At 71.0% G+C, this 25,861-nt stretch carries 21 protein-coding genes; 10 read left to right on the top strand and 11 right to left on the bottom strand.

Translation table 11 applies throughout. The features are described from left to right. Positions 1 to 43 precede the first annotated feature (43 nt). Positions 44 to 511 carry a cache domain-containing protein gene (locus tag U5O44_RS18460; RefSeq protein WP_322589865.1) on the bottom strand — a complete coding sequence of 156 codons (468 nt, stop codon included), beginning with the start codon at positions 509 to 511 and terminating at the stop codon, positions 44 to 46. Positions 512 to 1,057: 546 nt separating this feature from the next. Between U5O44_RS18460 and U5O44_RS18455 the strand changes: the two genes are divergently transcribed. Next, a complete protein-coding gene (locus tag U5O44_RS18455; protein WP_322589864.1) occupies positions 1,058 to 1,651 on the top strand; it encodes an HNH endonuclease in 594 nt (197 codons plus the stop codon). Positions 1,652 to 1,661: 10 nt separating this feature from the next. On the opposite strand, the gene U5O44_RS18450 is transcribed toward U5O44_RS18455, so the two are convergent. Continuing rightward, positions 1,662 to 1,868 carry a hypothetical protein gene (locus U5O44_RS18450; protein WP_322589863.1) on the bottom strand — a complete coding sequence of 69 codons (207 nt, stop codon included), beginning with the start codon at positions 1,866 to 1,868 and terminating at the stop codon, positions 1,662 to 1,664. Positions 1,869 to 2,024: 156 nt separating this feature from the next. Here U5O44_RS18450 and U5O44_RS18445 point away from each other — a divergent pair, with 156 nt between their 5' ends. The 7 genes from U5O44_RS18445 to U5O44_RS18415 all read left to right on the top strand — a co-directional run bounded on the left by U5O44_RS18445 (position 2,025) and on the right by U5O44_RS18415 (position 15,146). After that, positions 2,025 to 4,256, top strand: a complete 2,232-nt coding sequence (locus tag U5O44_RS18445; RefSeq protein ID WP_322589862.1) for a PhoX family protein — start codon at positions 2,025 to 2,027, stop codon at positions 4,254 to 4,256. 148 nt (positions 4,257 to 4,404) lie between these two features. Then, positions 4,405 to 5,862 carry an efflux RND transporter periplasmic adaptor subunit gene (locus tag U5O44_RS18440; RefSeq protein ID WP_322589861.1) on the top strand — a complete coding sequence of 486 codons (1,458 nt, stop codon included), beginning with the start codon at positions 4,405 to 4,407 and terminating at the stop codon, positions 5,860 to 5,862. Between the two features lie 14 nt (positions 5,863 to 5,876). Then, positions 5,877 to 8,057 (top strand): PqqD family peptide modification chaperone, encoded by a 2,181-nt coding sequence (locus tag U5O44_RS18435; RefSeq protein ID WP_322589860.1) that lies wholly within the window; start codon positions 5,877 to 5,879, stop codon positions 8,055 to 8,057. Between the two features lie 12 nt (positions 8,058 to 8,069). Further along, positions 8,070 to 9,815: a preprotein translocase subunit SecA gene (locus tag U5O44_RS18430; protein ID WP_322589859.1), complete on the top strand. Its 1,746-nt coding sequence runs from the start codon at positions 8,070 to 8,072 to the stop codon at positions 9,813 to 9,815. Further along, positions 9,812 to 10,651 carry an efflux RND transporter periplasmic adaptor subunit gene (locus U5O44_RS18425; protein WP_322589858.1) on the top strand — a complete coding sequence of 280 codons (840 nt, stop codon included), beginning with the start codon at positions 9,812 to 9,814 and terminating at the stop codon, positions 10,649 to 10,651. Before U5O44_RS18430 ends, U5O44_RS18425 begins: the two co-directional genes overlap by 4 nt. Continuing rightward, positions 10,648 to 13,551, top strand: a complete 2,904-nt coding sequence (locus U5O44_RS18420) for a cadherin-like domain-containing protein (RefSeq protein WP_322589857.1) — start codon at positions 10,648 to 10,650, stop codon at positions 13,549 to 13,551. The genes U5O44_RS18425 and U5O44_RS18420 overlap by 4 nt, the downstream gene beginning before the upstream one ends. Beyond that, positions 13,548 to 15,146: a GGDEF domain-containing protein gene (locus tag U5O44_RS18415; RefSeq protein ID WP_322589856.1), complete on the top strand. Its 1,599-nt coding sequence runs from the start codon at positions 13,548 to 13,550 to the stop codon at positions 15,144 to 15,146. Before U5O44_RS18420 ends, U5O44_RS18415 begins: the two co-directional genes overlap by 4 nt. On the opposite strand, the gene U5O44_RS18410 is transcribed toward U5O44_RS18415, so the two are convergent. Together U5O44_RS18410 and U5O44_RS18405 are read right to left on the bottom strand one after the other, a co-directional pair. Then, the gene (locus U5O44_RS18410) at positions 15,126 to 15,764 is read right to left on the bottom strand and encodes a glutaredoxin domain-containing protein (RefSeq protein WP_322589855.1); all 639 of its coding nucleotides are present in this window, start codon (positions 15,762 to 15,764) and stop codon (positions 15,126 to 15,128) included. The genes U5O44_RS18415 and U5O44_RS18410 overlap by 21 nt on opposite strands. Positions 15,765 to 15,806: 42 nt before the next feature. Continuing rightward, positions 15,807 to 16,505 (bottom strand): retropepsin-like aspartic protease family protein, encoded by a 699-nt coding sequence (locus tag U5O44_RS18405; RefSeq protein ID WP_322589854.1) that lies wholly within the window; start codon positions 16,503 to 16,505, stop codon positions 15,807 to 15,809. A 221-nt stretch (positions 16,506 to 16,726) separates the two neighbouring features. Here U5O44_RS18405 and U5O44_RS18400 point away from each other — a divergent pair, with 221 nt between their 5' ends. Beyond that, positions 16,727 to 17,095, top strand: coding sequence for a tetratricopeptide repeat protein (locus tag U5O44_RS18400; RefSeq protein ID WP_322589853.1), 369 nt, complete (start codon positions 16,727 to 16,729; stop codon positions 17,093 to 17,095). A gap of 12 nt (positions 17,096 to 17,107) precedes the next feature. Here U5O44_RS18400 and U5O44_RS18395 read toward each other — a convergent pair whose 3' ends face one another. From U5O44_RS18395 to U5O44_RS18365, 7 genes are all read right to left on the bottom strand, one after another. Further along, a complete protein-coding gene (locus U5O44_RS18395) occupies positions 17,108 to 18,304 on the bottom strand; it encodes a toxic anion resistance protein (RefSeq protein ID WP_322589852.1) in 1,197 nt (398 codons plus the stop codon). Then, a complete protein-coding gene (locus U5O44_RS18390; RefSeq protein ID WP_322589851.1) occupies positions 18,301 to 19,008 on the bottom strand; it encodes a hypothetical protein in 708 nt (235 codons plus the stop codon). Before U5O44_RS18390 ends, U5O44_RS18395 begins: the two co-directional genes overlap by 4 nt. 8 nt (positions 19,009 to 19,016) lie before the next feature. Beyond that, positions 19,017 to 20,675 (bottom strand): vWA domain-containing protein, encoded by a 1,659-nt coding sequence (locus U5O44_RS18385; protein WP_322589850.1) that lies wholly within the window; start codon positions 20,673 to 20,675, stop codon positions 19,017 to 19,019. Further along, a complete protein-coding gene (locus tag U5O44_RS18380; RefSeq protein ID WP_322589849.1) occupies positions 20,672 to 21,805 on the bottom strand; it encodes a substrate-binding domain-containing protein in 1,134 nt (377 codons plus the stop codon). Before U5O44_RS18380 ends, U5O44_RS18385 begins: the two co-directional genes overlap by 4 nt. Positions 21,806 to 21,923: 118 nt before the next feature. Then, a complete protein-coding gene (locus tag U5O44_RS18375) occupies positions 21,924 to 22,721 on the bottom strand; it encodes a LamB/YcsF family protein (protein ID WP_322589848.1) in 798 nt (265 codons plus the stop codon). 17 nt (positions 22,722 to 22,738) lie between these two features. Continuing rightward, positions 22,739 to 23,779: a 5-oxoprolinase subunit C family protein gene (locus tag U5O44_RS18370; RefSeq protein WP_322589847.1), complete on the bottom strand. Its 1,041-nt coding sequence runs from the start codon at positions 23,777 to 23,779 to the stop codon at positions 22,739 to 22,741. Continuing rightward, positions 23,764 to 24,582 (bottom strand): 5-oxoprolinase subunit B family protein, encoded by an 819-nt coding sequence (locus U5O44_RS18365; RefSeq protein WP_322589846.1) that lies wholly within the window; start codon positions 24,580 to 24,582, stop codon positions 23,764 to 23,766. The genes U5O44_RS18370 and U5O44_RS18365 overlap by 16 nt, the downstream gene beginning before the upstream one ends. A gap of 72 nt (positions 24,583 to 24,654) precedes the next feature. Here U5O44_RS18365 and U5O44_RS18360 point away from each other — a divergent pair, with 72 nt between their 5' ends. Next, positions 24,655 to 25,752: an MBL fold metallo-hydrolase gene (locus tag U5O44_RS18360; RefSeq protein ID WP_322589845.1), complete on the top strand. Its 1,098-nt coding sequence runs from the start codon at positions 24,655 to 24,657 to the stop codon at positions 25,750 to 25,752. Positions 25,753 to 25,861: the final 109 nt, after the last annotated feature.

The following is a 25,861-nucleotide window of genomic DNA, read 5'->3' as shown; positions in this document are numbered from 1 at the left end:
TCGGCTCTGCTCATGCGCCACCCGAGGGGCGGCAGTCAAGGGTTCAGCGGTAGATGCCAACACCCACGAACAGCTCGGCGCCGGGCACACGCTGGATGTAGGCCGTCTTGTCCTCGATCTTCTTGGTCACCGGGTGGTTCCACTCATAGTCCACCCAGCCCGCCGCCTTGGCAGACTTGGCCACCGACAGCATTTCCTTGGCGAACTCCTTGCCCGAGGCATCCTTCACATCCATGAAGTTCTTGCCAATCATCTTGTCGTTGAGATGGAAGCGCATGACGCCGCTGAACTCCTGCACGAACGGGTACAGGTCCTTGGGCATCCACCGGGCCTTGTCCGTAGCGAAGTCTTTTGCGGCCTGGTCTGGCCCCACCTTCTTGATGTGGGCGACCGCGGCCTCGTTGAGCACCTTGGCTTCGTCCCGGGAGGCACGCTCCTGGGCGAGCACGGGCAAGGCCATCATGGCAGACAGCGCGAGAACTGCGGCAAAGCGGCGGCGAATGAGCGGCATGGGCGATCTCCGGTGGGGTGTGACGACAGGTCGGATCCATTCGGATATCGGTGCCGCCTCGGAGAACTGAACCGGGTCAGAACATCACTGCGCCGGGTCGGAAGTCGGGCTGGACGGCGTCACCCCGTCGATCGTCTTCTCGATGACCTTGCCAGCGCCTCAGGCCAGTGTCGCGTCAACGACCGACTGTCGCCCCCCAAGCGCCGTCATCCTCGCGAATGCGAGGATCTACACCCGCCAAATACGGTCATTTCCATGCGTGGGTGCCCGCTTTCGCGGGCATGACGGGAGGTGTTCGCGCGAGCTGTCCGTCAAGTCAGCTGTGACACGACACCAGCCGTCTGGACAGACGGTGGCTGACTCTCAGCCTGGCGAAGCTGCCGCCGATCCACTGAACTAAACTGAACTAATCGGCCCGATCGGCCAGCGAAAGCGCCACGGCATCGCGTTCAAACACACAAGAAAGAGCAGGGGAAGACAGTGGCAAAGGGATGGAGTCGAGAAGAGTTGCAGGCCTCGGTCGTGGCGTACTTGGAGATGTTGGACATGACCCGCCACGGGCGGCCGTTCAGCAAAAAGGACTACTACACCACCCTGTCGGCGCAATTCGACCGCAGTACAAAGGCGTTCGAGTACCGCATGCAGAACATTTCCCATGTCATGGCACTGACCGGCCGCGACTGGGTACCGGGGCTGAAGCCGGCCAAAAATGTGGGTGCGAATGTCATCGCCGAGATTCAGGCTATCTTGGCTGAACTGGAGTCCAAGCACGCACTGAAAGAGGAGCCGCTGCAGCCGTATGAGGTGAAGCCCTTGGCCCCCGCTGAAGGGCCAGCGCAAGAGGCGCGTTGGACAGAAGTCCAGCGATTCGCCCGTAGCCAATGGGTGCGTGAGCAAGTGCTAACGATGGCAAACGGGCGTTGTGAAGCGTGCGGCAGCCCCGCCCCATTTCTCGGGGCCAACAACCAACCGTTCCTGGAAGTTCACCATGTCAAACCGATGGCACAACAAGGCTCAGATTCGGTCGGCAATACGGTAGCGCTGTGTCCGAACTGCCACCGCGAGGTGCACCACAGCAAACATGCGCAGGCGTTGATCGAATGCCTGTACCAGCGGATCGGGCGTTTGGTCCGCGAGTGAATCTCAGGCTTTACTGCGACGGATCCGGCGCCGACGGCGTCACCACATCAATCGTCTTCTCGATGACCTTGCCGGTGACCTTGACCCCCGTGGAGACGACCGCACCGGCCACCGAGATCGCCGCGCCGGCCGTGGCACCCGCCACCGCCATCACGCCGCAGCCGCTCAGGCTGGCCGCCAGCCCCGCACACACAACAAACCGGAACACTGCATTCATGGTCAAGGCCCTGGACAGGTAGAAGAAGAAAGATAGCGGCATTGTCAATCGGCCCGGGTGTCACCGATCCGACTTGATGCTGTCACGGTGGTTTCACAGTCGGCGTGGACGATGCGAAAAGTCACGATTTCTGCCACCCGCCAAGGACGCCGCCCGATGAACAAGCCCACCGACCTCAGCCACCTGGCCGCCCGCGCCGAGGAAGACAGCAACACCAGCGCCAACCCGCATTTCGACACGGTGCTCAGCGCGCGGCTGAGCCGCCGTGGCCTGCTGCGTGGCAGCGTCGGCACCGCCGCCACCGCCGTGTTCGGCAGCCTCGGTCTGGCCGCCTGCGGAGGCGGGGACGACGCCGTGGCCACGCCGGTGGCCGACACCGGATCCCTCTCGAAGCTGGGCTTCAATGCCGTGGCCAAGAGCATTGCCGACCAGGTCGCGCTAGCCACCGGCTACACCGCGGCAGTCGTCTACGCGCTCGGCGATCCGCTGACCGCCACGACCCCCGCCTACAAGAACGACGGCACCGACACCGACTACGGCAACCGCGCGGGTGACCACCACGACGGCATGGAATGGTTCGGCCTGGGCAGCGACGGCTCGGCCTCGACCAGCAGCAACGACCGTGGCCTGATCGCCATCAACCACGAAGCCACGACCGATGAAACCCGGTCGTCGTTCTTCCTCCACGCCGACGGCGGCACCGCCATCCTGCCCCGCCCCGCCACCGAAGTGGACAAGGAAACCGCGATCCACGGCGTCTCGGTCGTCGAGATGAAGAAGACCGGCAGCACCTGGGCCTATGTGCAGAACTCGGCCTTCAACCGCCGCATCACCGCGCTGACCGAAGTCGACATCTCCGGCCCGGCCAAGGGCCATGCGCTGATGAAGACCAAGTACTCGATCGACGGCACCCGCACCCGCGGCACGCTGAACAACTGCGGCACCGGCAAGACGCCGTGGGGCAGCTTCCTGAGCGGCGAAGAGAACTGGTTCGGCTACTTCACACGCCCGGTCGGCGATAACCTGGCCCGCGCCAACGACAAGTCGGTCGCCGCGCTGAACCGCTACGGCCGCGCCGAAGGCGCCGCGTCGCGCCACGGCTGGGAATCCGCCGGCACCGCCGACATCTATGCCCGCTGGATCAACGCCAAGACCGGCACCTCGACCGATGGCACCGACGACTACCGCAACGAGATGAACGGCATGGGCTACATCGTCGAGATGGACCCCTACAAGGCCACGAGCCGCATGGTCAAGCGCACCGGCCTGGGCCGCTTCGCGCACGAAAGCGCCGCGTTCTCGCTGCCGAAGGCGGGCGAGAAGCTGGCCGTCTACATGGGCGACGACGCGCGCAACGAGTACATCTACAAGTTCGTCTCCGACACCGCCTGGGTGGCCGCCGACGCCAACCCGAGCGACCGACTGGCCACCGGCGCCAAGTACCTCGACAACGGCAAGCTCTACGTCGCCAAGTTCGCCGCCGACGGCACCGGCCAGTGGATCGAGCTGAACAAGGCCGCGATCCCGACCACCTACACCGCCTACGCCTTCGCCGACGAGGCCGATATCCGCGTGCACTGCCGTCTGGCCGCCGACGCCGTGGGCGCGACGAAGATGGACCGCCCGGAGTGGTGCGCGACGCACCCGACGACCGGCGAGGTCTACTTCACGCTGACCAACAACAGCAACCGCCGTGTCGCCCCGACCGCCGGCAGCGCCACGCAGCTCCCCCCGGACAGCGCCAACCCGCGCGTCTACACCGACATGAAGGGCACGACCGCCCAGCAAGGCAACCCGAACGGCCACATCCTGCGCCTCAAGGAGGCCGCCGGCAGCGCTGCCGCCGCCACCTTCACCTGGGACGTGTATGTGTTCGGCGCCCAGTCGGACGCGGACACCGGCCTGGTGAACCTGTCGAACCTGACCGCCGACCAGGACTTCTCCAGCCCGGACGGCCTCGTGTTCAGCCAGTCCACCGGCATCTGCTGGATCCAGACCGACGACGGCGCCTACACCGACGTGACCAACTGCATGATGCTGGCCGGCATCCCGGGCAAGGTCGGCGACGGTGCGAAGAAGACGCTCCCGCTCAGCGCAACCGTGAGCGTGGACACCTTCATCGGCAAGGCCCCGACCGCCGACACGCTCAAGCGTTTCCTGGTCGGCCCGAGGGACTGCGAGATCACCGGCCTGGTCGAGACGCCGGACGGCAAGACGATGTTCATCAACATCCAGCACCCGGGCGAGAACACCAAGATGGCCGACATCGCCGACCCGACGAAGTACACCAGCCAGTGGCCGTCGAACGCCGGCTACGGTGCGGGCAAGCGGCCGCGCTCGGCCACCATCGTCATCACCAAGAACGACGGCGGTCGCATCGGCACCTGAGCGCGGAGATCGGGCGAGCGCCTGGCGAAGCGGTTCGAACCGGTTTCGCAAGGCAACGCAAAGGTTGTGACGGATTTCACAGCTTTACAATGGGCTCGCCCGATTTTTCGCACTTTTCAACCGCCGGGCACCGACCCGGCGGTTTGCCATGACGAGTTCCCTGCCCGACTTCAGAACGACAACGGCACACGAATCCGCGAAATCCGACAGCCCGCCCGCACTGGCCCAGCTGGTCAGCTGGCAGGCTGCGCTGATGTCGCAGGACAGCTTCGGCCCTGCGGCACGGCAGCTGGTCTCCGATCTGGCCACCGGCCTCGGCTGCGCCCAGGCCGCGATCGGCTGGCACCGGCAAGACCGCTGCCAGCTGCTGGCCACCGCCTTCCCGATGACAGCGGGCGAAGACCCGGACGCGGTGCGCACCACCCGGGCCTTCGAGGCCGCGATGGACGAATGCCTGGACCAGGACCATCCGGTGCGCTTCCCCGAGCCGGTCGGCGCACGTCCGCGCATCACCCTGGCCCACGCCGCGCTGGTGCAGCCACCCGGTGGCGATGCGCTGGCGGTGGTCAGTCTGCCGCTGCGTGCACGCGGCAGCGCCGTGGGCGCGCTGACGCTGTGCTGGCGTGACCCGGCGGCACTGGCCCGCTTCGACCCCGACCGGCTCGGCCACCAGCTGGCCCTGATGACCCCCTGGCTGGACCTGCTGCACCGCCATGCGCAGCCGCTCTGGCGGCGGGCGGGCGCGGACCTGGCGCAGCGCTGGCGCCAGTCGGGTGCGCTGCGCCGCGGGCTGGTCGCGGGACTGTCGCTGCTGGCGGCGGGCTGGCTGCTGTGGCCGGTCGCGCAGGAAGTGGGCGGGCGCTCGCGTCTGGAGGGCCGCCAGGAGCGCAGCCTCACCGCCCCGACCGACGGCTTCCTGCAGGCGGTGCACGCCCGGCCGGGCGACCGGGTCCGCGCCGGCCAGGCCCTGCTGGAGCTGGCACCGCAGGATCTGGAGCTGGACGCCCGCCGCCTGGAGAGCGAACGCGCGCAGCACCAGAACGCCTACATGGCCGCCCTGGCCCGCTCGGACCGGGCGCAGATGGGCCTGCACCTGGCACGCAGCGACGAGGTGGCAGCGCGCCTGCAGCTGGTGCAGCGCGAACTCGGCCGCACCCGCATCAGCGCTCCGATGGACGCGCTGGTGCTCGACGGCGACCTGAGCCGCTCGGTGGGCATGCCGGTGCGGCGCGGCGACACGCTGATGCGCCTGACGCCGGACCAGGCGCCGCGCGTGGTGATCGAGGTCGACGAGCGCGACATCGACGCCGTGCGGCCGGGACAGTCGGCGCGCCTGGCGCTGTCGGCCTTGCCCTGGGACACGCTGGCGCTGCAGGTCGAGCGGGTGCAGCCCGCAGCGCGCTCGGTGGACGGGGCCAATGTGTTCGAGGTCGAGGCGCGGCTGCAGGACGACACGTCCGCCGGCACACCGACGACCGCCACCGCCCTGCGTCCCGGGCTGACGGGGGTGGCCCGCATCGAGGTCGGTCGGCAGAGCCGGCTGGTGACGCTGGCCAGCCGGACGGTCGACTGGCTGCGCCTGCAGTGGTGGCGCTGGACGGGTTGACCGGAGCCCATGCCATGACCGCCACCGCCCTGCCTGCCGACACGCTGCTGCATCCGCACTGGTACCGGGTCGCAGCCCTGCAACCCCGCCTGCGCGGCCACCTGCGCGTGCAACGCCAGATCACCCGCGGCGAACGCTGGATGCTGCTCACCGACGGTCTGACCCAGCGCACCCACCGCCTGGACGCCGCCGCCTGGGCGCTGATCGGGCGCTGCAACGGGGAGCGCACGGTGCAGCAGCTCTGGGAGACGCTGCTCGACGAACAGGGCGAGGACGCGCCGACCCAGGGCGAGGTGATCGACCTGCTCGCGCATCTGCAGCAGGCCGGGCTGCTGCAGGCCCCCATCAACGCCGCCACCGGCCAGCCCGCCCGCCCCGACCACGACTGGCCGGCGCAGCGGCCGCGTGCGCTGGTCCATGCCGCCAATCCGCTGTATTTCCAGGTGACGCTCGGCGATCCGTCCGCGCTGGTGCGGTGGCTGGAGCGGGGCCTGCGCCCGCTGCTGCAGCCGGCCCTGCTGGTGCTGTGGGCGCTGGCGGTCGGTGCCGCCGGGCTGGCGGCGCTGGCGGACTGGCCCGCCCTGTCCGCCCACGCCCGCCACTGGCTCGGCCACCCGCACCACCTCGGCCTGCTGTGGGCGGTCTACCCGGTGATGAAGCTGCTGCATGAGCTGGCCCATGCGGTGGCCATCCACCGCTTCGGCGGCGAGGTGCGCGCCTTCGGGCTGACGATGCTGCTGTTCACGCCGGTGCCGCATGTGGACGCCCGCGCCGCCAGCGCGATGGTCGGGCGCGGACAGCGGCTCATCGTCAGCCTGGCGGGGATCATGGCGGAGCTGGCCATGGCCGCCGGCGCACTGCTGGTCTGGCAGCACACCCAGAACGGCCTGCTGCACGACCTGGCCTTTGTCGTGATGTTCCTGGGCGCGGCCTCCAGCCTGCTGGTCAACGGCAACCCGCTGCTGCGCATGGACGGCTACCACGCGCTGTGCGATGCACTCGACCTGCCGAACCTGGCCTCGCGTTCGCGGCGCTGGTGGCTGCGGGTGGGCAGCCGGCTGGTCAATGGCGCCGGCCATGTCGCGCCCGCACCCGCCTGTGCCCCGGGCGAACGCGGCTGGCTGATCGCCTACGCGCCGCTGTCGTGGGCCTACCGGGCGCTGCTGTGCCTGGTGATCGTGCGCTGGCTGGGCGGCGTGCATGCGGGGCTGGGGCTGGTGGCCGCGGTGGTGCTCGGCGGCTTGGTGCTGGGCCAGCCGCTGCTGGGGCTGTGGCGGCAGCTGCAGGCGCCGATGCTGGCCGCTGCGGTGCGCCGGGCGGCGTGGCTGCGGGTGGGGCTGGTCGCGGTGGTCGTGGTCGGGCTGTGCGGCTTCTGGCCGTTGCCACATGCCACCACGGTGCAGGGCGTGGTCTGGCTGCCCGAATCGGCCTGGCTGCGGCCACAGACCGACGGGCTGGTCGGCACGCTCGTGCGCCCGGCAGGCGCCACGGTCGCGGCCGGCGAGGCCGTGCTGACCCTGGACAACGAGCGCCTGCAGGCCCGCCGCGCCGCGCTGGACGAACAGCTGGCGGGGCTGGAGGCCCGCCGCTTCGAGGCCCTCGCCCGCGACGCTGGTCAAGCCGCGGCGCTGCAGCAGCAGGCCGCCGCCCTGCGCGCCCAGCGGCAGCAGCTCGACACGGAACTCGCCGGGCTCACGGTGCGCGCCCCGCTGGCCGGCACGCTGGTGCTGGACGCACCCGGTCGCCTCGGCGGGCGCTGGCTGCAGCGTGGTGACACGCTCGGCCATGTGCGCCCGCACGACAACCGCACCGTGCAGGTGGTGCTGCCCCACGGCGATGCACTGCTGGTGCAGCAGGCGCTGCAGGGCATCACGCTGCGGCTGCAGGAACGCCCGGATGTGGTGATGGACGCGCACCTGCGCACCGGCACGCTCCCATCGGCCACGCGGCAACTGCCGGCGCGCAGCCTGGGCGACACCGGCGGCGGCGCGGTCATCACCGACCCGGCCGATCCGCAGGGCCTCACCGCCCGCGACCCGGTGACGGTGCTCGAACTGGTCAGCGCCCAGCCGCTGGGCGAGCGGATCGGCGGCCGGGTCTGGGTGCGCTTCGCCTTCGCATCGCAGCCGCTGGCCTGGCAGGTCGGGCGCTGGCTGCGGCAGACCTTCCTCGGCCAGTTCCGGGCCGACACCTGAGGCAACGTCTGCATGCCCATGCCCACGCCCATGCCCACGCTGACCGACCGCCTGGAGGCCGCCTGCCGCGACGCGCTGGGCCTGCAGCCGCGGGCCAACCAGTGGCAGGCAGCCCGGGCGATGGTCGACGGCCGTCTGGCCGAACTCGCCACCGGCGAAGGCAAGACGCTGGCGCTGGCGCTGGCCGCCGCCCAGCTCGCGCTGCGTGGCCGCAGCGTGCACCTGCTCACCGCCAACGACTACCTCGCCGCGCGCGACGCCGAGCAGCTGCGCGGCTGGTACGCACAGCTCGGGCTGCGCGTGGCCGCCATCGGCGCTGACCAAGACAGTGCCCAGCGCGCCGCGGCCTACCGGGCCGACGTGGTCTACGTCAGCGCGCGGGAGCTGGTCTTCGACAGCCTGCGCGACGAGGTCGCCGGCCGCTCCGCCTGGTCGGGCAGCCGGCGCGATGCCCACTTGAGCGAACACGCCCGCGCACTGACCCAGACCCCGGCCGACGACGACCGCGCGACAGTGCCGGCCTTCGACGTCGCCCTGGTCGACGAGGCCGACAGCATCCTGCTCGACGAGGCGCTGCTGCCGCTGGTGCTGGCCCGGCCCGGTGCGCCCGGCGAGCGTCTGGCGCAGCTCGGCCTGGCGCTCGACCTGGCCGCCCGGCTGCAGCCCGGACGGGATTTCGAACTGCAGCCGGTCGCCCGCGACAGCCTGCTCACCCCCGAAGGGGCGCAGCGGCTGGAGGGACTCTGCAAGGGCCTGCCGCGCCTGTGGCAGCACCGGCTGCACCGGGAGGAGCTGGTCCGGCTGGCGCTGGTCGCGCTGCACCTGCTGCAGCCGCAGCGCGACTACCTTGTCCGCCAGGCGCAGGTGCAGCTGATCGACCCGGTGACCGGCCGCATCGCGCACGGGCGCATGTGGTCGAACGGGCTGCAGGCGCTGGTCTGCCTGAAGGAAGCCTGCCCGCCCCCGCCCCCCACCGAAACCGTGGCGCGCACCACCTACAGCCATTTCCTGCGCCGCTACCGCCTGCTCGGTGGCACCAGCGCCACGCTGCACGACCCGCGACAGGAATTGCGCCGGCTCTACGGACTGGCCGTGACCCGCGTGCCGCCGCATGCCCCGTCGCGCCGCGAACGGGGACCGAACCGCTGGTTCGCCGACGAGACGGCGCGCGACCAGGCCGTGGTCGCACGCGCGCTGGCGCTGGCGGCGGCGGGGCGGCCGGTGCTGATCGGCACGGATGGGGTGCCGCAGTCGCTGCGGCTGGTCGCGGCCTTCGAATCGGCCTGCGCGGCGGGGGCCGTGGCGCCGCGCCTGCAATGCCTCGACGCCCGCCAGGATGCGCAGGAAGCCGCCCGCATCGCCGAGGCCGGCCAGCCCGGCTGCATCACGGTGGCCACCCGCATGGCCGGCCGCGGCGTGGACATCCGCCTGCACCCGGCGGCAGCCCGCGCCGGCGGCCTGCATGTGCTGAACTGCCAGGACAACCCGGCGCGGCGCCTGGACGAGCAGCTCTTCGGCCGCAGCGGCCGGCAGGGTGATCCGGGCAGCGTCGAGCACTGGCGCATCGGCCCGGCGCGCACGCTCTGTGCCATCCGCGTGCCGGGGGCCTGGCGCGACCTGGCCTGGCGGCTGCGCCAGCGCGCCAGCGAAGCCCGCGCCGCCGACGAACGGCATCGGCTGCTCCTGGGCGACACCTTGCTGCACCAGCACCTCGACCGCCTCGACCCCCTCGCCCCCCACTGCCCCACCGCCCCATGACGCCCCTGCACCACCTCCTGTTCCGATGCCGACTGTCCGCGGGCCTGCTGCTCGGGCTGTGCGGGCTGATGCCGGGCACACCGGCGTCCGCGCTGACGCTGGGTTGCCTCATCACGCCAGCGCGGGTGGCCGAGATCGGCACGCCGCAGGCCGGCGTGGTCGAGCGCATGCTGGTCGACCGCGGCGACACGGTGCGCCGGGGCCAGCCGCTGGCGCTGCTGCAGTCGGCGGGCGAGCGGGCCTCGCTGCGCACCGCCGAGGCCCGCGCCCAGGCCCAGGCCGCCGTCAGTGCCGCACAGGCCACCCTGTCGCTGGCCCAGCAGAAACTGCGGCGGGCTGAATCGCTGCACACCGAGCAGTTCATCTCCGACATCGCCCTCGACCAGGCCCGCACCGAACTCAGCGTGGCCACGCAGGCGCTGAAACAGGCCGAAGACCAGCGCGCGGTCTACCGGGCGGAGTCGGCCCAGGCCCAGGCGCAGCTGCACCAGCGGTCCCTGCGCAGCCCCTTCGACGGCGTCGTCACCGACCGGATGGCCCACCCCGGCGAGCGGGTGGAGCTGCAGCCGCTGCTGCGCGTGGCGGACGTGGCGCAGCTGCGGGTGGAGGTGGTGGTGCCAGCGAGCCAGTTCGGGCAGGTGCGCAGCGGCGCCCGCCACGCCGTGCAGGCCGAGGTGCCGGGCGTGCCGGCCCGCGAGGCGACGGTCACGCAGGTCGACCAGGTGATCGACGCGGCCAGCAACACCTTCCGCGTCCGGCTGGCGCTGGACAACGCCGACCGGGCGGTGCCGGCCGGTGCGCGTTGCCAGATCGACCTCGGGCTGAAGTCGCCATGAGCCGCCCGCCCCGCCGCCGCTGGCAGTGCGAGGAGCTGGAGCCGCGCATCCTCTACGCCGCCGACACCGCCGCCCTCACCGGCCTGGCCAGCCTGGGCGACATCGGCAGCACCTTCCTCGTCAGCACCACGGCCGACAGCGGCCCGGGTTCGCTGCGCGAAGCGATCACGCAGGCCAACCAGAACCCCGGCGCCGACACGATCCGCTTCGACATCCGTGACCCGCTGGTCAACGGCGCCCACACCCTCACGCCCCGCAGCGCCCTGCCCGTCATCACCGACACCGTCTGGCTCGACGCCAGCCGCGAGCCGGATGCGCTGGCGCTCGGGCGGCCGGTGGTCGAGCTGGTCGGCTCCGACGCGGGGGGCAGCAGCTCGGCGCTGGTGCTGGCCGATGGCAGCGACGGCAGCCTGGTGCGCGGGCTGGCCATCCACCAGTTCGGCGGCGCGGCCATCCGGGTGCTGGCGGGGGCGGATGGCGTGGCGCTGGCCGGCCTGCGCATCGGCACCGATGTCACCGGAATGTTCGCCCCGGGCAACGGCGGCAACGCGGTCGAGACCAGCGCGGCGGGTACCCTGGTCGGCGGCACCCAGGCGGCCGACCGCAACCTGCTGTCCGGCAACAACGCGGGCGTGCAGGTGATCGGCACCGCGGCCACCGGCGCCCGCATCGAAGGCAACTTCATCGGCACCGATACCCGCGGCGAGTCGGCACTGGGCAACCGGACGGTCGGGGTCTACCTGGCCGCGCCCGGCGCCACCGTGGTCGGCAATCTGGTCAGCGGCAACGGCTACGAGGGGGTGTACCTGCTGGCAGGCGCCACCGGGGCGACCCTCCAGGGCAACCTGATCGGCACCGACCTCAGCGGCACACGCGCCCTCGGCAACGGCAGCTTCGGCGTCTATGTGGAGAACACCCGCGACGTGCTGATCGGCGGCACCGCAGCCGGCGACGGCAACCGGATCGCCTGGCAGAAGTCGGGCGCCGGCGTGTCCATCGTCGGGACAGCCGGGGCGGTGTCGGTGCTCGGCAACGCCATCCACGACAACACGGGGCTGGGCATCGACCTCGGCGCCGCCGGGGTCAACGGCAACCGCGACGCCGACACCGACGGCGGCCCGAACAACCTGCTGAACTACCCCGTGCTCGGCAGCGTCACGGCGGCGGGCGACAGCACCCGTGTCCTGGGCGATCTGCGGACCACAGCCGGCACGGCACTGCGCATCGAGTTCTTCGCCAGCCCGGACGCCGATCCGCTGGGGTATGGCGAAGGGCAGACCTTCCTGGGCAGCACGCTGGTGACGGCCGACGCCAACGGCCTGGCGCAGATCGACACCACGCTGGCTGGCGTGCGGCTGGAGGCGGGCCAGCGGGTGTCGGCGACCGCCACGGTGCAGCTCGCGGGCGCCGCGGCCGCAGCCTCCGCGAAACCCTGGGGCGACAGCTCCGAATTTGGCAACGCGGTGGCGGTCCAGGTCCGGCCAAGCGCACCGGTGGTCGAGGCGGGCCAGACGCTGCGGATCGCCGAACACAGCCCCGCCGGCACCGCCATCGGCACGCTGCGCGCCAGCGACGCCGACCCCGGCAGCACCCTGTCCGGCTGGACGCTGACCGGCAGCACCGCGCTGGCCGTCGACGCCAGCACCGGCACCCTGCGGGTGGTCGACCCCGACGCGCTCGACCATGAGCGCAGCAGCGCCATCACCTTCACGGTCACGGTCAGCGACGGCGGACTGACCAGTGCGCCGCAGACGGTCACCGTGCAGATCGACGACGTGAACGAAGCCCCGGTGCTGACCCTGGCGCCCTGGACGATCCAGACCGGCACGCCCCTGACGCTCGGCCCCGGCGTGCTGACGGCGCAGGATCCGGATGCCACGCCGGTGGTGCTGCAGGTCGAGGTCGGTGTCGTCACGGGCGGGCGGTTCGAGGCGGTGGACGCGCCCGGCGTGGCGATCGAGCGCTTCAGCGTGGCCGCGCTGCAGGCCGGCCAGATCCGCTTCGTGGCGACGGCCGTGGACCAGGCGCCGAGCGTCAGCCTGCGCGTCAGCGACGGCAGCATCCGCAGCGACTGGACCACGGTCGGCGTGGACTGGTCTCCCGCCGCGCCTGCTCCCAGCCCGCCGCCGGCACCCGAGCCCGCGCTGCAGCCGCCCCCCACCCTGTCGGTGGCCTCGCCGACGCGCGACGAGCCCCGCGCGGCCGACCGTGCGGCGCTGAACACCCCCGCGTTGTCCGGTGACCGCGTGCCCTTGTCGCGCGAGGTGCGTGCCGTGGCGGCGGAGCAGTGGCTGTCGCAGGTACAGGCCACCAGTTCCGCCGAGATCGCGGCCCTGAGCGCACAGGCCGGCCAGCGACCGGCAGGACAGACCGCGCCACCGCACGCCGACGGGGTGGTGGCGCCGCCGGATCTGCTGGCGCTGGTGCTGCCGGACACCCCGCTGGCCGCCTTGCAGGCCGGCTACGACCTCCCCGCGGCCCTGGCGCCCGGCAGTGGGCTGCCCACGCTCGGCGACGACGGCCTGGGCCTGCTGCGCACCGAGCTGGCCGAGGAAGCCAGCCGCCTGCAGTCGGCCATCGACCCGATCGAGGCCTCCGGGCTGGCGCTGACGGTCGGGCTGGTGTGGTGGACCGTGCGGCTGGGCGGGGTGGCCGGCTCGCTGCTGGTGTCGGTGCCGACCTGGCAGTTCTTTGATCCGCTGCCGGTGCTGACCCGGCCGCCCGTCCCCTTGCGGCCCTCCACCGAAGATCCGGACCCGGCCGCCACCGAGCTGCAGAACGAGGAAGCCTCCGCGGCCGAAGTGCTGGGACGCGACCGCAGCACCGCCGTCGGCGAAGCCACCGAAGCCGATGACCGGGTCGACACCCCGGCCGCCACCGGCAAGGCAGGCCGCCGATGAGCCGCCGCACCCTGCCTGCCTGGTGGCCGCGTCCGGGGGTCGAGCTGCGCCTGTCGCTGGGACTGGTGGCGATCTTCCTGGCCGTGATCTTCCTGCTCGACGTGCTGTTCGGTCTGGTGCCCGACCGCGCCCGCACCGAGCTGGTGGCCCGCCAGACCACCAGCACGGCCCTCGCGCTGCTGGTCACGCAGGGCGTGGAGCAAGGCGGCCGTCTGCCCCACGGCGCCGTGCGCCAGCTGGTGGCGCAGGATCCGGAGGTGCTGTCGGTGGCCCTGCAGCAGCGGGGCCGTGCGCGGACCACGCTGGTCGGTGACCACGCCGCGCACTGGACATTGCCCCCCGGCGAGCGCTCGACGCTGACGCAGGTGCGCGTGGCGATCCAGGACGCACAGCGCCAGCCCTGGGGAACATTGGAAATCGCCTTCCGCCCGATCTATCCGACGACGCTGGCGGGCGTGCTCGCCTCGCCGGTCGTGCGGGCCTTGCTGGCGATCGCGCTGCTGAGCGGGTTGGCGATCTGGCTCTACCTGCGCCGGGTACTGCAGCACCTGGACCCGGGTCAGGTGATCCCGGAGCGGGTGCGCGATGCCTTCGACGTGCTCGACGAGGGCATCGTGATCCTCGATCCGCAGGCCCGCGTGATGATGGCCAACGAGGCCTTCCGCCGGCTCGCCCCGCTGCGGGCGGCCGGCCAGCCGCCACCCGGGGTGACCATCGGCCAGCCGGTCACGCAGCTGGACTGGCTGTGCGACGCCCTGACGCACCTGCAGCAGGACGGCAGCCCCGAGACCGCACAGCCCTGGACCACGGCCACCCGCACGGCCGCCCCGTCAGAGGAACGCGAGATCCGCATCACGCAGGCGTCCGATGCGGCGCAGGCCCGCGAGGTGCTGGTCAAGTGCACACCGATCCTCGACCCGGGCGGACAGGTGCGCGGCAGCATGCTGCGGCTGCGCGATGTCAGCGCGCTGCACCAGCTCAACCGTGCGCTGCAGGCCTCGCAGCAGACGCTGCGCGAGCGCAACGACGAACTCAGCCGCCTGGCCACCCGCGACCCGATGACCGGCTGCCTGAACCGGCGCGCCTTCTTCGAGCAGGCGACACGGCTGTTCGAGCTGGCGCGCCAGCGCGGCGAGGGCCTCGTCTGCGTGATGGCCGACATCGACCACTTCAAGCAGTTCAACGACCACCATGGCCACGCCACCGGCGACCAGGTCATCCAGGCGGTGGCGGCCATCCTGTCGGGTGGCGTGCGGGGCACGGACCTGGTGTGCCGCTACGGCGGCGAGGAGTTCTGCCTGCTGCTGCCGCAGCGCGAGGCGGCGGATGTGCAGTCGCTGGCGGAGCGCCTGCGCCGCGAGATCGAGGACACGGCCGGCCAGCAGGTCGACTCGGTGGCAGGCCTGCGGATCACGTCCAGCTTCGGGATGGCGCTGTTCGAGCCGGGCCTCGCCAGCCTGGTCGAACTGGTGGACCGGGCCGACCAGGCGCTCTACCAGTCCAAGCGCAGCGGCCGCAACCGTGTCAGCCGCTGGCCGGTCGTCGCCGAGACAGAAGCGACGTCAGCAGCGACATCAGAAACGAAAACTGCCTGACGCAGCAGGCAGCACCGGCAAGACGGCAGGAGCGACTGAACCGGCAGAACCGGGCCTCAGCCCGTCGGCGCTGCGCGGAGTCGGCTCGGCCTCGACCGGCACGAGGGGCTGCGCCGGCTCGGCACGCCAGTTCGGGGGCAGCTGGGACGTGCGGGGATAGCCGGCGGCATCGAGCGTCGCCTGCCAGTCGCCCGGCTCGAATCCCTGCAGCTGCTGGGCGCCGAGGCGCAGGATCGGCAGCTCCAGCCGCCCCTCGCGGCGCTGCAGCTCGGCAAGGTCTTCGGCGCGGTCGATGGTGCGTTCACGCACCGGAATGCCGCGCTGGCGCAGCAGCGTGCGCGCGCTGTCGCAGGGCGCGCAGTCCGGGGCGGTGTAGAGCGTGGCCGGGTAACGGGCAGCGGCCTGGCGCACGGCGTAGGGCAGCTCTGCGATGGGGGTCGGACGCTGCGATGCACCAGGCAGCGGGGCCACCGCACCGACCGGAGGTCGGTCGGTGTAGGTGACGCGGCCGTCCGGGCCGACCACCTTGTATTGCGCCGACGCGGCACCCGCCACCACCATCAGCGTTGCCAGCAGCCACGCCCGTTGTCCGCCTCCCGGTGATGCCAAGCCTGTCATGGTCGCGCTCCTGCTGTGCTGCACCCTGGCGATGGTATCGGTTCAGGGCGTCAGCGAGAGCCGACCCTGTTCCCACTGCAGACGGAAGCCGCGCAGGAAGCTGTTGCCGTACAGCACGAAGGGCATGTCGCTGTCGATCACCACGGCCTCGACATCGCGCGCCTGCAGAGGTCCGAGGCTGACCTGTGCCAGGCGCACCCGGCGCCCGACGCTGCGGCCGGACGCCGTCTGCACCTGCACCTGCGCCGTGGTGCCCGCCTGCCAGTCCACGCCCAGCCGGCGCGCGGCCTGCGTGGACAGCACGACGACCGACGCACCGGTGTCCACGACACCCTGCACCGCCTGGCCATTGATCTCGCCGTCGGCATGGAACAGCTGGTCACGGCCCGCCTGCAGCACGAGCTTGCGCGCCACGCCACGGCCACCAGCCGCCGGACCGACCGCCACCGGCGCCGCGCCAACCACCAGCTCCTGTCGCCCGCCACCGGAGTCCAGCACCACGGACTGCGCACCCGAACCCCGCTGGACCCGCAGACCGTCCACCGTCTCGCCGACCGTCATCACGCGGGTGCGGCCATCGATCACCAGCACCACCTTGTCCCCCATGGTGCCGGCCAGCACCACTGTCGAGGCGTTGGCCGCCAGCACGCGGCCCGGCGCACTGCACGACAGCGCCAGCAGCAGCAGCGACACCGGCGCCAGCCCCGGCAACCACCCACGGCAGGGCCTGCGGTCCGACATGACAACACTCCGTTACAAAACGGTCTCCAGACTACGGCCCACCTCCCCTGCGCAGACGCGGAAAAAGACAGGCGTTTCGGCGGGCTGGCCGAAAGTCGGGGAGCTGAAGTGCCAAGAAGTGGCCAAATCATCCCCATGTTTCTGGCATGTTTCTGGCGCGTTTCCAACGGTCGTGCATTGCGCCCTTGAAGTACGGGATAGTACCTATCAGCATACCTGCCATGCCTACCCTCCACACCCCTTCCCTGCGCCACGGCTTCAGCGTGCTCCTGCTGGCCTGCCTGCCGATGACCGCCGCCTGGGCCGGCTATGACGACGGCGTCGCGGCCTACCAGCGCGGCCAGCATGGCGTGGCTCTGAAGGAGTTTTCGGACGCCGCCGCCCGGGGCGATGCCCGCGCCCAGCGCAGCCTCGGCCTGATGCACGAGCGTGGTGACGGCGTGCCGCGCGACCCCGCGCTGGCCGCCGAGTGGTACCGCAAGGCCATCGCCCAAGGCCTGCCGGGTGCGCAGTACAACCTGGCGTTTGTCACCCAGGCGCCCACTGCTGGTGCACCCGCACCGGTCCAGGTCGCGACCTCGCACCCCTGAACCCGCCCGGGTTCAGAGCTTCACCGGCCCGCCGGTGGCCACCACCGCCGAGGCCGCCTCACGGGCCTGCTGCTGGCGGGTCCGGTCCACATACCCATCCGCCCTGGCCAGCTGATCGCGGATCATCGCGTTGTTCTGGCCCATCACCTCAATGGCCTTGGTGCGGAAGTTGTCCATCGTGTCCATGGCCTGGAAGGTCTGGTCGAACATCTCCTTCATCTTCTCGATGCCGAGCATCGGGTTCTGCGCGAACTGGGTGGTCTGGTCGACATGCTGGTTGAGCTGGCGGCCGGTCTCACTGATGAGATTGCCGATCGTGGCATTGACCCCCTGCAGCATCTCCATCACCCGGATCTGGTTGCCCGTCGCGCGCGCCACCGTCTGCGCCACCGCCAGCGCGCTCATGCCGGTGGTCGCCACGCGGGTGCAGCCGTTGATCATCTCGCGGCCGGTCTTCTTCAGCACATCGAGCGCCAGGTAGCCGTTGACGCACACCGCCTGCTGGGTCTGGATGTCCTGCAGGTTCTGGCGGGCGTAGAACAGCACCTCCTGCCGCAGCGCCTGTGCCCGCTGCGGATCGGTCGGCTCCAGCGCGCGCACGCGCTCGTCGAGTTGGGTGTCGAGCTGCGTGGCAAAACGCGCCGCCGCCGCCAGCTTGGTCATCGCCTCCCACAGCTTGGCCCGAGTGGACTCGATGGCGATCACGTCCTTCTGCATGTCGTCGCGGGCGGCATAGAGCTGGCCCATCGAGGTCTTGAGCTGCTCGGCTGCGCTCTGGTACTTGCGGAAATAGGCCTCCAGCTTGTTGCCGAACGGAATCAGGCCGAGCAATTTGCGCGGCTGCATCAGGTCGCCGTCGTTGCCTGGATTCAGGTCGTCGAGCTGGGCGCGGATGTCCTGCAGCGCCTTGAAGGCGGGGCTGCTTTCCACGCCGACGAAGTTGGCCTGCATGAAGCGGCCTTGCATCAGGCTGGAGGCGTTGGAAATCTCTTCCTTGCCCAAGGCGAACGCGCTGTCGAGCCGTGCCTTGAAGGTGTCGGAGTGGATGTCCTCGGTGGCCAGCGCGTCGATGAAGCGCAGCACCTGGTCATCGACCTGCTGGCGCAGCGCCGGCTGCAGCGGCACCGCCTCGCGGGCGGCTTCGACCGGCACCGGGGCCAGCACTTCGGGTGGCGTCAGCGTGAAAGCCGGGGTAGCGGGTTGGTTCATGTCGAAGCGTCCTTCCGTGGGTTCGGGGAAATCGAGGGATTCGGCGGGAGGTTGAGCGCGGGCGCGTCCAGTCCTTGCGGCGCGAACTTCTGGTTTAGGAAACGGGAGTGTTCGAGGAAGGCCTGCGCATCCTGACCGGCCAGGTCGGCGCGCAACTGGCGGACCTTGGTCTCCAGTTCGGCCAGCGTCGCCTGGAAGGTCTCGACCGCCGTCTGGCCGTTGTCGAGCCGCTGCGTGGCGGCGAACTCGGCCGGGATCGACAGGTAGGTGTTGAGCATCTCGGGCAGGTAGCGGATGGCGATGTGGCGGGCATGGAAGCTGTCCTGCAGCGACAGCGTGCCCTTCGAGCCCTCCCACTGCGCCAGCAGCGCGTCGAGCGACTGGCACAGCGCCAGCACCCGCGTCTTCAGCGCCGCCGGGATGCGCTGGCCCGGGTTCTGATCGACGAGCCGCCGCACGCCGGTCAGCGCCCGCTCCATCGCCTCGCGCGTGTTGCCCTCGTCGCTGAATTCGAGCGCTTCCCACGCTGGCTCCCGGTTCGACGGAAACCCGAACCACAGCCCGCCGACCACGAAGCCCGCGCCATAGCCGAGCACCGCCATGCCCAGCCCGAGCGAGCCAAGCAGCCCCGCGCCCTTCAGCCCGAGCACGACACTCGCCAGCCCCAGCCCGCACCAGTTCGCTGGTGAGGCCAACCACCGCATCACGCCCTTCATTGGTAGGCCCGGATGTCCTTGAACACGCTGTACAGCGGCGTCTTGCGGGCGTCGAACACACGCCCGCCGGTGAGCTGCGCGAGTTCCTTCAGCGCCGCCTCGTTGGCCTCGCCGAACAGCACCCAGAACACCGGGATGCCGCGCACGTCCTCGGGCAATGCGGCGTAGTCGCGCTTGAAGTCCTCCAGCGTGCGGCCCTTGTTGTTCTCGCCGTCGGTGAGGGCGACGACCGAATACTGGAACTTCGGATTCTTCTGGCGCTCGGCGAGCATGTGGGTGAGCGCCTCGAACACGGCGTCGTACACCGCGGTGCCGCCCTGCATCTGCAACTGGTCCGCCGCGCCGCGCACGTCGGCCAGCACCTGCCGCTTGGCGTCGCTGTCCGCCTGTTCCGCGACTCCCTTGGCCGTCGCCGCCCCGGCCGGCACCTCGAACGCCTTCCGCCCGTAAGGCGTCTCCGAGAACGGCTGCAGCCAGATCCGCTCGCGGTTGGTCAGCTTGGCGATGCGGCCGGTGAGCGAGGTGTCGGCGCCCGCGATGTAGTCGATGGCCTGGATGAGCTGGCGGCGGCGCTCGCCCTGCATGCTGCCGCTGGTGTCGAGCACGAAGGTGCTGGCGATCGGCGTGCGGAACTCGTTCAGGTAGGCGGCGATCAGGCCGTCCGCCAGCGCCCGGTCCGGTGAGAACGGCAGCTCCACCTGCAGGCCCTGCTTCGGCAACAGGTCTTCGACACGCGCTGCCACGTCCTGCTTGATCGGCCGGCGCAGCGTCTGGCGCGCCAGCCAGGTCTGCGCCTCGTCGCCCTTCAGGTACTCGACCACCTTCAGGTAGTCGGCGCGCTTGCCCTCGTCGAGCAGCATGAACGGGTAGTCCGCCGTGCTCACGCCCTCAAAGGGGTAGATCAGCCGCAGCTTCTCGCGCAGCTTGCCGCTGGCGTTCAGGCTCAGCAGCCAGCTCTCGTAGTTGATGAAGGCGTTGACGCGTGTGCCCTGCTGCAGGATGAACTGCTCGGAGAGGTAGGTCGAGTTGTCGCCCGGCAGCTTGTAGCCCTTGAGGAAATCGGCGATCGCCCCACGGTCCACGTCCGCTGCCGACAAGGCTTCCGCCTTGCCGCTGGCGGCGGCCACCACGCCCATCAGCGCCATGAAACCCTGGTTCGACGTGGCCGGGTTGGACAGCGCGTAGGTCAGCTTGCCGGCCTTGGCGGCGGCGGCGATGTCCTTCCAGGTCAGCTTCAGGTCGGGCTTGTCCCAGCCGTATCGCTGGGCGTCCGACTCGCTCACGCCGACCGCGATCGGCGACAGCATGATCTTCTCCTGCAGCTTCACCCGCGCCTGCCCCTGCGGGTTCGACAGCAGGTAGCGCGCATTGGCGAACCACGCCGCGTCCGCCTTCGCCTCGCCGGTCAGCACCGCCTCCGTGCTCTCCATCGTGCCGCCGAAGCGGAACTTCAGCTTCACGCCGGTGGCCTTGTCCACCATCTGCTCCAGCGGCTGGATGTCGCGCAGGTCGCTGGTGGCCAGCACGGTGAACTCGGGCGTCGGCGTGGCGGCGGCGATCGGGACGGGTTCGTCCGCCTTCTTCCCACAGGCGGCCACCAGCAGCACCAGCGCCGTGGCCGCCAGGCGGCGAAACATCCTCATCGTGCGGTTCATTGCGTCATCTCCCTGGCAACGGTGTCGATCATCTCGGTCATGACCTCGGGGGACGGTGGATCGACGAGCTGCGTCACCCGCGGCTCCACCGCCAGTCCGGTCGGCTTCACGGCGGCCACGAAGCGCTCGGTGTCGGCAATGCGGAAACCGTATTCGACCGCAATGCCCTGCAGTTCGGCATCGCTGGCCAGCAGCTCGCCCAGCGCCTTCGCCCGCTCGTTCAGCGAGACAAAGACTTCCTTGTTGACGATGGTCGGCTGCGGGTACATCAGCACCATGTCGGCGCCGATGCCCTTCTTCTGCAGCGCGTGGCGCACGATCTGGAATTCATAGAGGAAGGCCATCGGCGTCTTGCCGATGCCGATCGAGACGTAGTCGTCGAAGTTGCCATCGACATAGTTTTCCTGGTAGCCCTGGCGCTTGAACAGTTCGGTGAGCTGCAGCGCGAGCTTCTGGCCGGTGGCGCGGTCGGTGACCACGTCGCCGTTCAGCGCCGCGCTGGTCAGCGCGAGGTAGAGCGCGCCGGAGTTGCTGCGCCGCAGGTCGGTGGTCGAGACCAGCACGCTGCGCGAGACGTCGTAGCCGCCGCTGTCCTTCAGGTCTTTCCAGCGCTTGCGGGCGAGCATCAGCTTGGTGAGCTGCTCGGTGTCCACGCTGTAGACCTTGGGCGAGACCGCCTTGGCCAGCCCGTTGGCGACCAGGATCTTGGCGATCGGCTCCCACGAGGCGATGACCAGCGGCGAGTGGAACGGCGCCACCTGCACGGCGGGCAGGTTCGCCTTGCGCGCCGCCTCGACGATCTGGTTGGCGGAGACGACGCCCGCGGTGAAGAAAAAATCCGGTGCCGATCCGGCCACCACCCGGGAGGCCATCTCGCGGCTGCCCACGCGCACCACCTCGACCGGCAGCCGCTGCGCCGCCAGCCGCTTCTGCACCCGGGGATCCTTGAAATAGCCCTCGACATCGAGCGAGATCACGCCGCGCAGCACGGTGGCCGAGGCGACCTCCTGCTGCTCAATCTGCGCGGCTTGCTCCTGCTGCTGGCCGCGCAAGGCGAAATACAGCGCGCCGCCGAACGCGGCGGTGACCAGCACGGTGATCGCGGCGCGCCTGCCGGGTGAAAGGGCCATCAAGGTGCTCCTGGTTGAATCGACCATCGACTGCGGGGAGTGTGCCGCCACAAGATAGCGCCGATCGCTTGAATTCTCTACCGAGGGTGACCCATAGACGTTGCGCCTGCTCAGCCGCTCAGGCGCTCAATGGCGCAAGCCGCGCCAGTTGCGGCAGCGGCACCACCGCGAACCCGGCGCCCGCCAGCCCGCTGCGGATCGCCCGCGCCGTCGCCACTGCGTCGGCGCCGTCGCCATGCACGCAGACGCTGTCGATCGCGGTCGGCAGACGCCGGCCGGTGACGCTCACCAGCGCGCGGGCGTCCAGCAGGCGCTGCACATGCTGCCAGCACGCCTCGGCGCCGTGCAGCACCGCGCCGGGCTGGGCGCGCGGCACGAGCTGGCCGTCGTCCTGGTACGCCCGGTCGGCGAACACCTCCAGCGCGACACGCAGGCCCGCCCGCTCACCCGCCTGCGCCAATGCCGAATGCGCCGGGGCGAGCAGGATCAGCGCCCGGTCCACGGCCCGCACCGCCCGCGCCACCGTTTCCGCCAGCGCCGCGTCGGCGCACGCCATGTTGCTCAGCGCGCCATGTGGCTTCACATGCGTCACCCACCCGCCTTCCGCCGCGGCCATGCCCTGCAGCGCACCGATCTGGTAGACCAGCACCGCCTCCAGCTCCGCCGGCGACAGGTCCATGCGGCGCCGGCCGAAGCCCTGCAGGTCGGGGAACGACGGGTGCGCGCCGAGACTGACCCCGCGCGCCAGGGCCGAGCGTACGGTCTGGCGCATCACCAGCGGATCGCCAGCGTGGAAGCCGCAGGCGATGTTGGCGCTCGTCACCACGTCGAGCAGGGCCGGGTCATCGCCCATCGACCAGGCGCCGAAGCTTTCGCCGAGGTCGGCGTTGAGGTTGATCGTGTCAAGGCTGGACAAGGCGGACTCCGGCAGGTTCAAGGTTCGGCCCGCAGCATGCCACTGACGAGGTTGCTGCTGTAGAGCGCTGCTTCATCGAGCCAGCCCTCGGGGGCACAGGGCACCAGCGCCGCCGCCCATGCCTGACCTTCGGCCACCACCTGCCGCAAAGCTTGCCGCGCAGCGGACGCCTCCACCGCCACAAAGCGCACCGTGCAGCCCGGGGGCACCAGCGCCAGCCGCGGCAGGTCGGCCCGGATCACCGTGACGATCTTCGGATACCCGCCCACCGTCTGCCCGTCCGCCAGCAGCACGATCGGCAGGCCGTTGGCCGGCACCTGGATGGCCCCGGGCACGACGCCGTCCGAGACGATGTCGGCCGCCGCGGCGCTGAGGTGCGCCAGCGGCGGTCCGGCCAGGCGCATGCCCATGCGGTCCTGCTCGGGTGTGACGCGCCAGTCGGTGTCGAGGAACTGCGCGCGGGCCGCGGGCGTGAAATGGTCGTCCTGCGGCCCCCAGAGCACGCGGATCGGACCGTCGGCGAACGGGTACGGCGCACGGGCCATGCGCTCGCCCGCGCCACCCTCCGCCCGGCGGTCACACGGCAGCCGATCACCGGGCCGCAACATTCGCCCCTCGACGCCACCCAGGCGCGTGCGGACATGCGTGGACCGGCTGCCCAGCACCAGCGGCACCTGCACCCCGCCGCCCAGCGCGAGGTAAGCGCAGCCACCGGCGACCGCCCCGAGCTGCAGCCGATCGCCCTCGCACAGCGTCGCGCTGCACCATTCGGGCAGCAGGCGCCATGGCCCGTCGCCCCGCGACACTTCCGCGCGCACCCGCCCCGCCACCGCCACCCGCACGGGTCCGCGCACCACCCGCACCACGAACCCAAGGCCACGCCACTCCAGACACGCCGACCCGGCCGGATTCCCGACGAGCGCATTCGCTGCGTCCGCCAGCGGCGGCACGAGGAAACCGGCCAGCGCAATGCCGCCGTGGCGCTGGCCGAAGCGCCCGGCGTCCTGCACCGTGCAGCCCACCCCGCCAGACACCACCTCGATCAGACCGCCGGACATGGCCCGCCCTCGGTGTCGAGAAAGTCCTGCCGCGTCAGCACACCCCGCGCCCAGTCGGCCGCCAGCCGGTCATGCCCGGCCCGGTCCACCGCCGTCCAGCGCACCGCGTCACCTGCGGCCAGCCAGGCCGGCGCCTCCGTCTGCGCCAGCTCGAACAGCGGCAGCGGCATGTGCCCGAGCAGCCGCCACCCGCCAGGGCTTTCCCACGGGTACACGCAGCACATCGCCCCCGCCACCGCCAGCGACCCGGCCGGCACCGCCGAGCGCGGCGTGGCTAGTCGGGGCATCGACAGCTCGGGCGGCAGCCCGGTCAGGTAGGGAAATCCGGGCATGAAACCGATCATGCCGACCCGGAACCGCGCCCGCGTCAGGCACCGCACCACCGCCTCGGCCGACAGCCCCGTCGCGGCGCACACCAGCGCGAGGTCGGGCGCCATCACCGGCTCAAAGCACACTGGCAGTCGCCAATGGCGCACCGGCTGCATGCCGGTGTCGTCAGGGGTGGTGCTCAGCCGCAGCAAGTGCGCGCCGAGTGCCTCGGGCTCGGTGCGCAGCGGATCGAACAGCACGGTGAGCGAGCGAAACGTCGGCACCACGTCCAGCACCCCGTGCAGCGCGGGATCACGGCGCAGCCCGGCCTGCACCAGACGCGCCAGCCGCAGCACCCGCGCGTTGGCCGACGGCGCCAGCGTGCGGCCGAACTCCACCGTCCAGGCTCCGTCGCCCAGCGGCAACAGCCTAGGCAACCGCTCGGGCTCGCCGCAGTCACCCGGGTCATCCACGCCCACCCCGTCACCTTGCATCACCCCACCTCTGTCCGCCGATGCCACCGCTGCCATGATGCCAGTGCCTGTCTTCGCCCGACGAGCCGACCGTTGACCACCACCGCCCACCGCCACACCCCACGACACCGGACGCTGCCCTGGCTGGCGCTGGTCCTGTCCAGCCTGCTGAGCATCGGCTGCGCCAACAGCAGCAGCCCGACGGCCGCGGGTCAAGACCGCCCGCCCCACCACACCGCCGACGGCTTCCGCAATCGGGACGGCAGCACGATGGACAAGTCGCTGTGGGAAGTCTGGCGATGGCAACTCACGCGCAAGGATCCCCCGCGCCCCGACCCACCCCTTCCGGCGGCCAGCCCGGACCTCGCCGCGCCGGAACCCAACGTGACCTGGCTCGGCCACTCGACCGTGCTGGCCCGGCTGGGTGGCCTTTCGGTGATCACGGATCCGCATTTTTCGCCCCGCGCTTCGCCGGTGTCCTGGGCGGGGCCACGGCGCGTCTACCCACCGCCGCTGACGCCGGCGCAACTGCCGCGCATCGACGTGGTGCTGGTCTCGCACAACCACTACGACCACCTGGACGAGGCATCGGTCCTCGCGCTCCAGGCCCAGACCGGTGGCCCGCCGCTGTTCATCGTGCCGCTGAAGCTCAAGACCTGGTTCACCGACCGGGGCATCATGCGTGTCGTCGAGCTGGACTGGTGGCAGTCGCACACCGAGCAGGGCGTCGAGTTCGTGTTCACCCCGGCGAAACACTGGTCCAGCCGCACGCCCTTCGACCGGCTGCAGACCCTGTGGGGCGGCTTCGCGGTGTTCGCGCCGAACGTCCACCTGATCTACACCGGCGACACCGGCTACAGCCGCGACTTCGCCGACATCCGCCAGCACTTTGCCGCGCGTGGGGCGGGCCGCGACGGGTTCGATCTGGCGCTGATCCCGGTGGGCTGCTACGAGCCACGCGACTTCATGCGCACGCAGCACGTCAACCCGCTCGACGCCGCCCAGATTCACCTTGACCTCGGTGCCAAGCGCTCGATCGGCGTGCATTGGGGGACGTTCGAGGGGCTGTGCGACGAGCCGCTGGACCGGGCGCCGCGCGATCTGGCAGCGGCGCGGCAGCGGCTCGGCCTCGCCGACACGGCCTTCATGGTGCTGAGGCGCGGAGAAACGCAGCCTGTTGCACCTCGCTGACCACGGCGACCCGCAAAAAAGCCCGCCAAGGTTGCGCTTGGCGGGCTTTTTCATGGAACTCCGGCAACCCAGGGGCTTGGTGCCACCCAGGTCACCAGTTCAAGGCATT

The organism is Sphaerotilus sp. (genome assembly GCF_034519685.1).
Taxonomy (GTDB): Bacteria; Pseudomonadota; Gammaproteobacteria; order Burkholderiales; family Burkholderiaceae_C; genus Sphaerotilus.
This window is presented reverse-complemented; position numbering and strand designations above follow the sequence as displayed.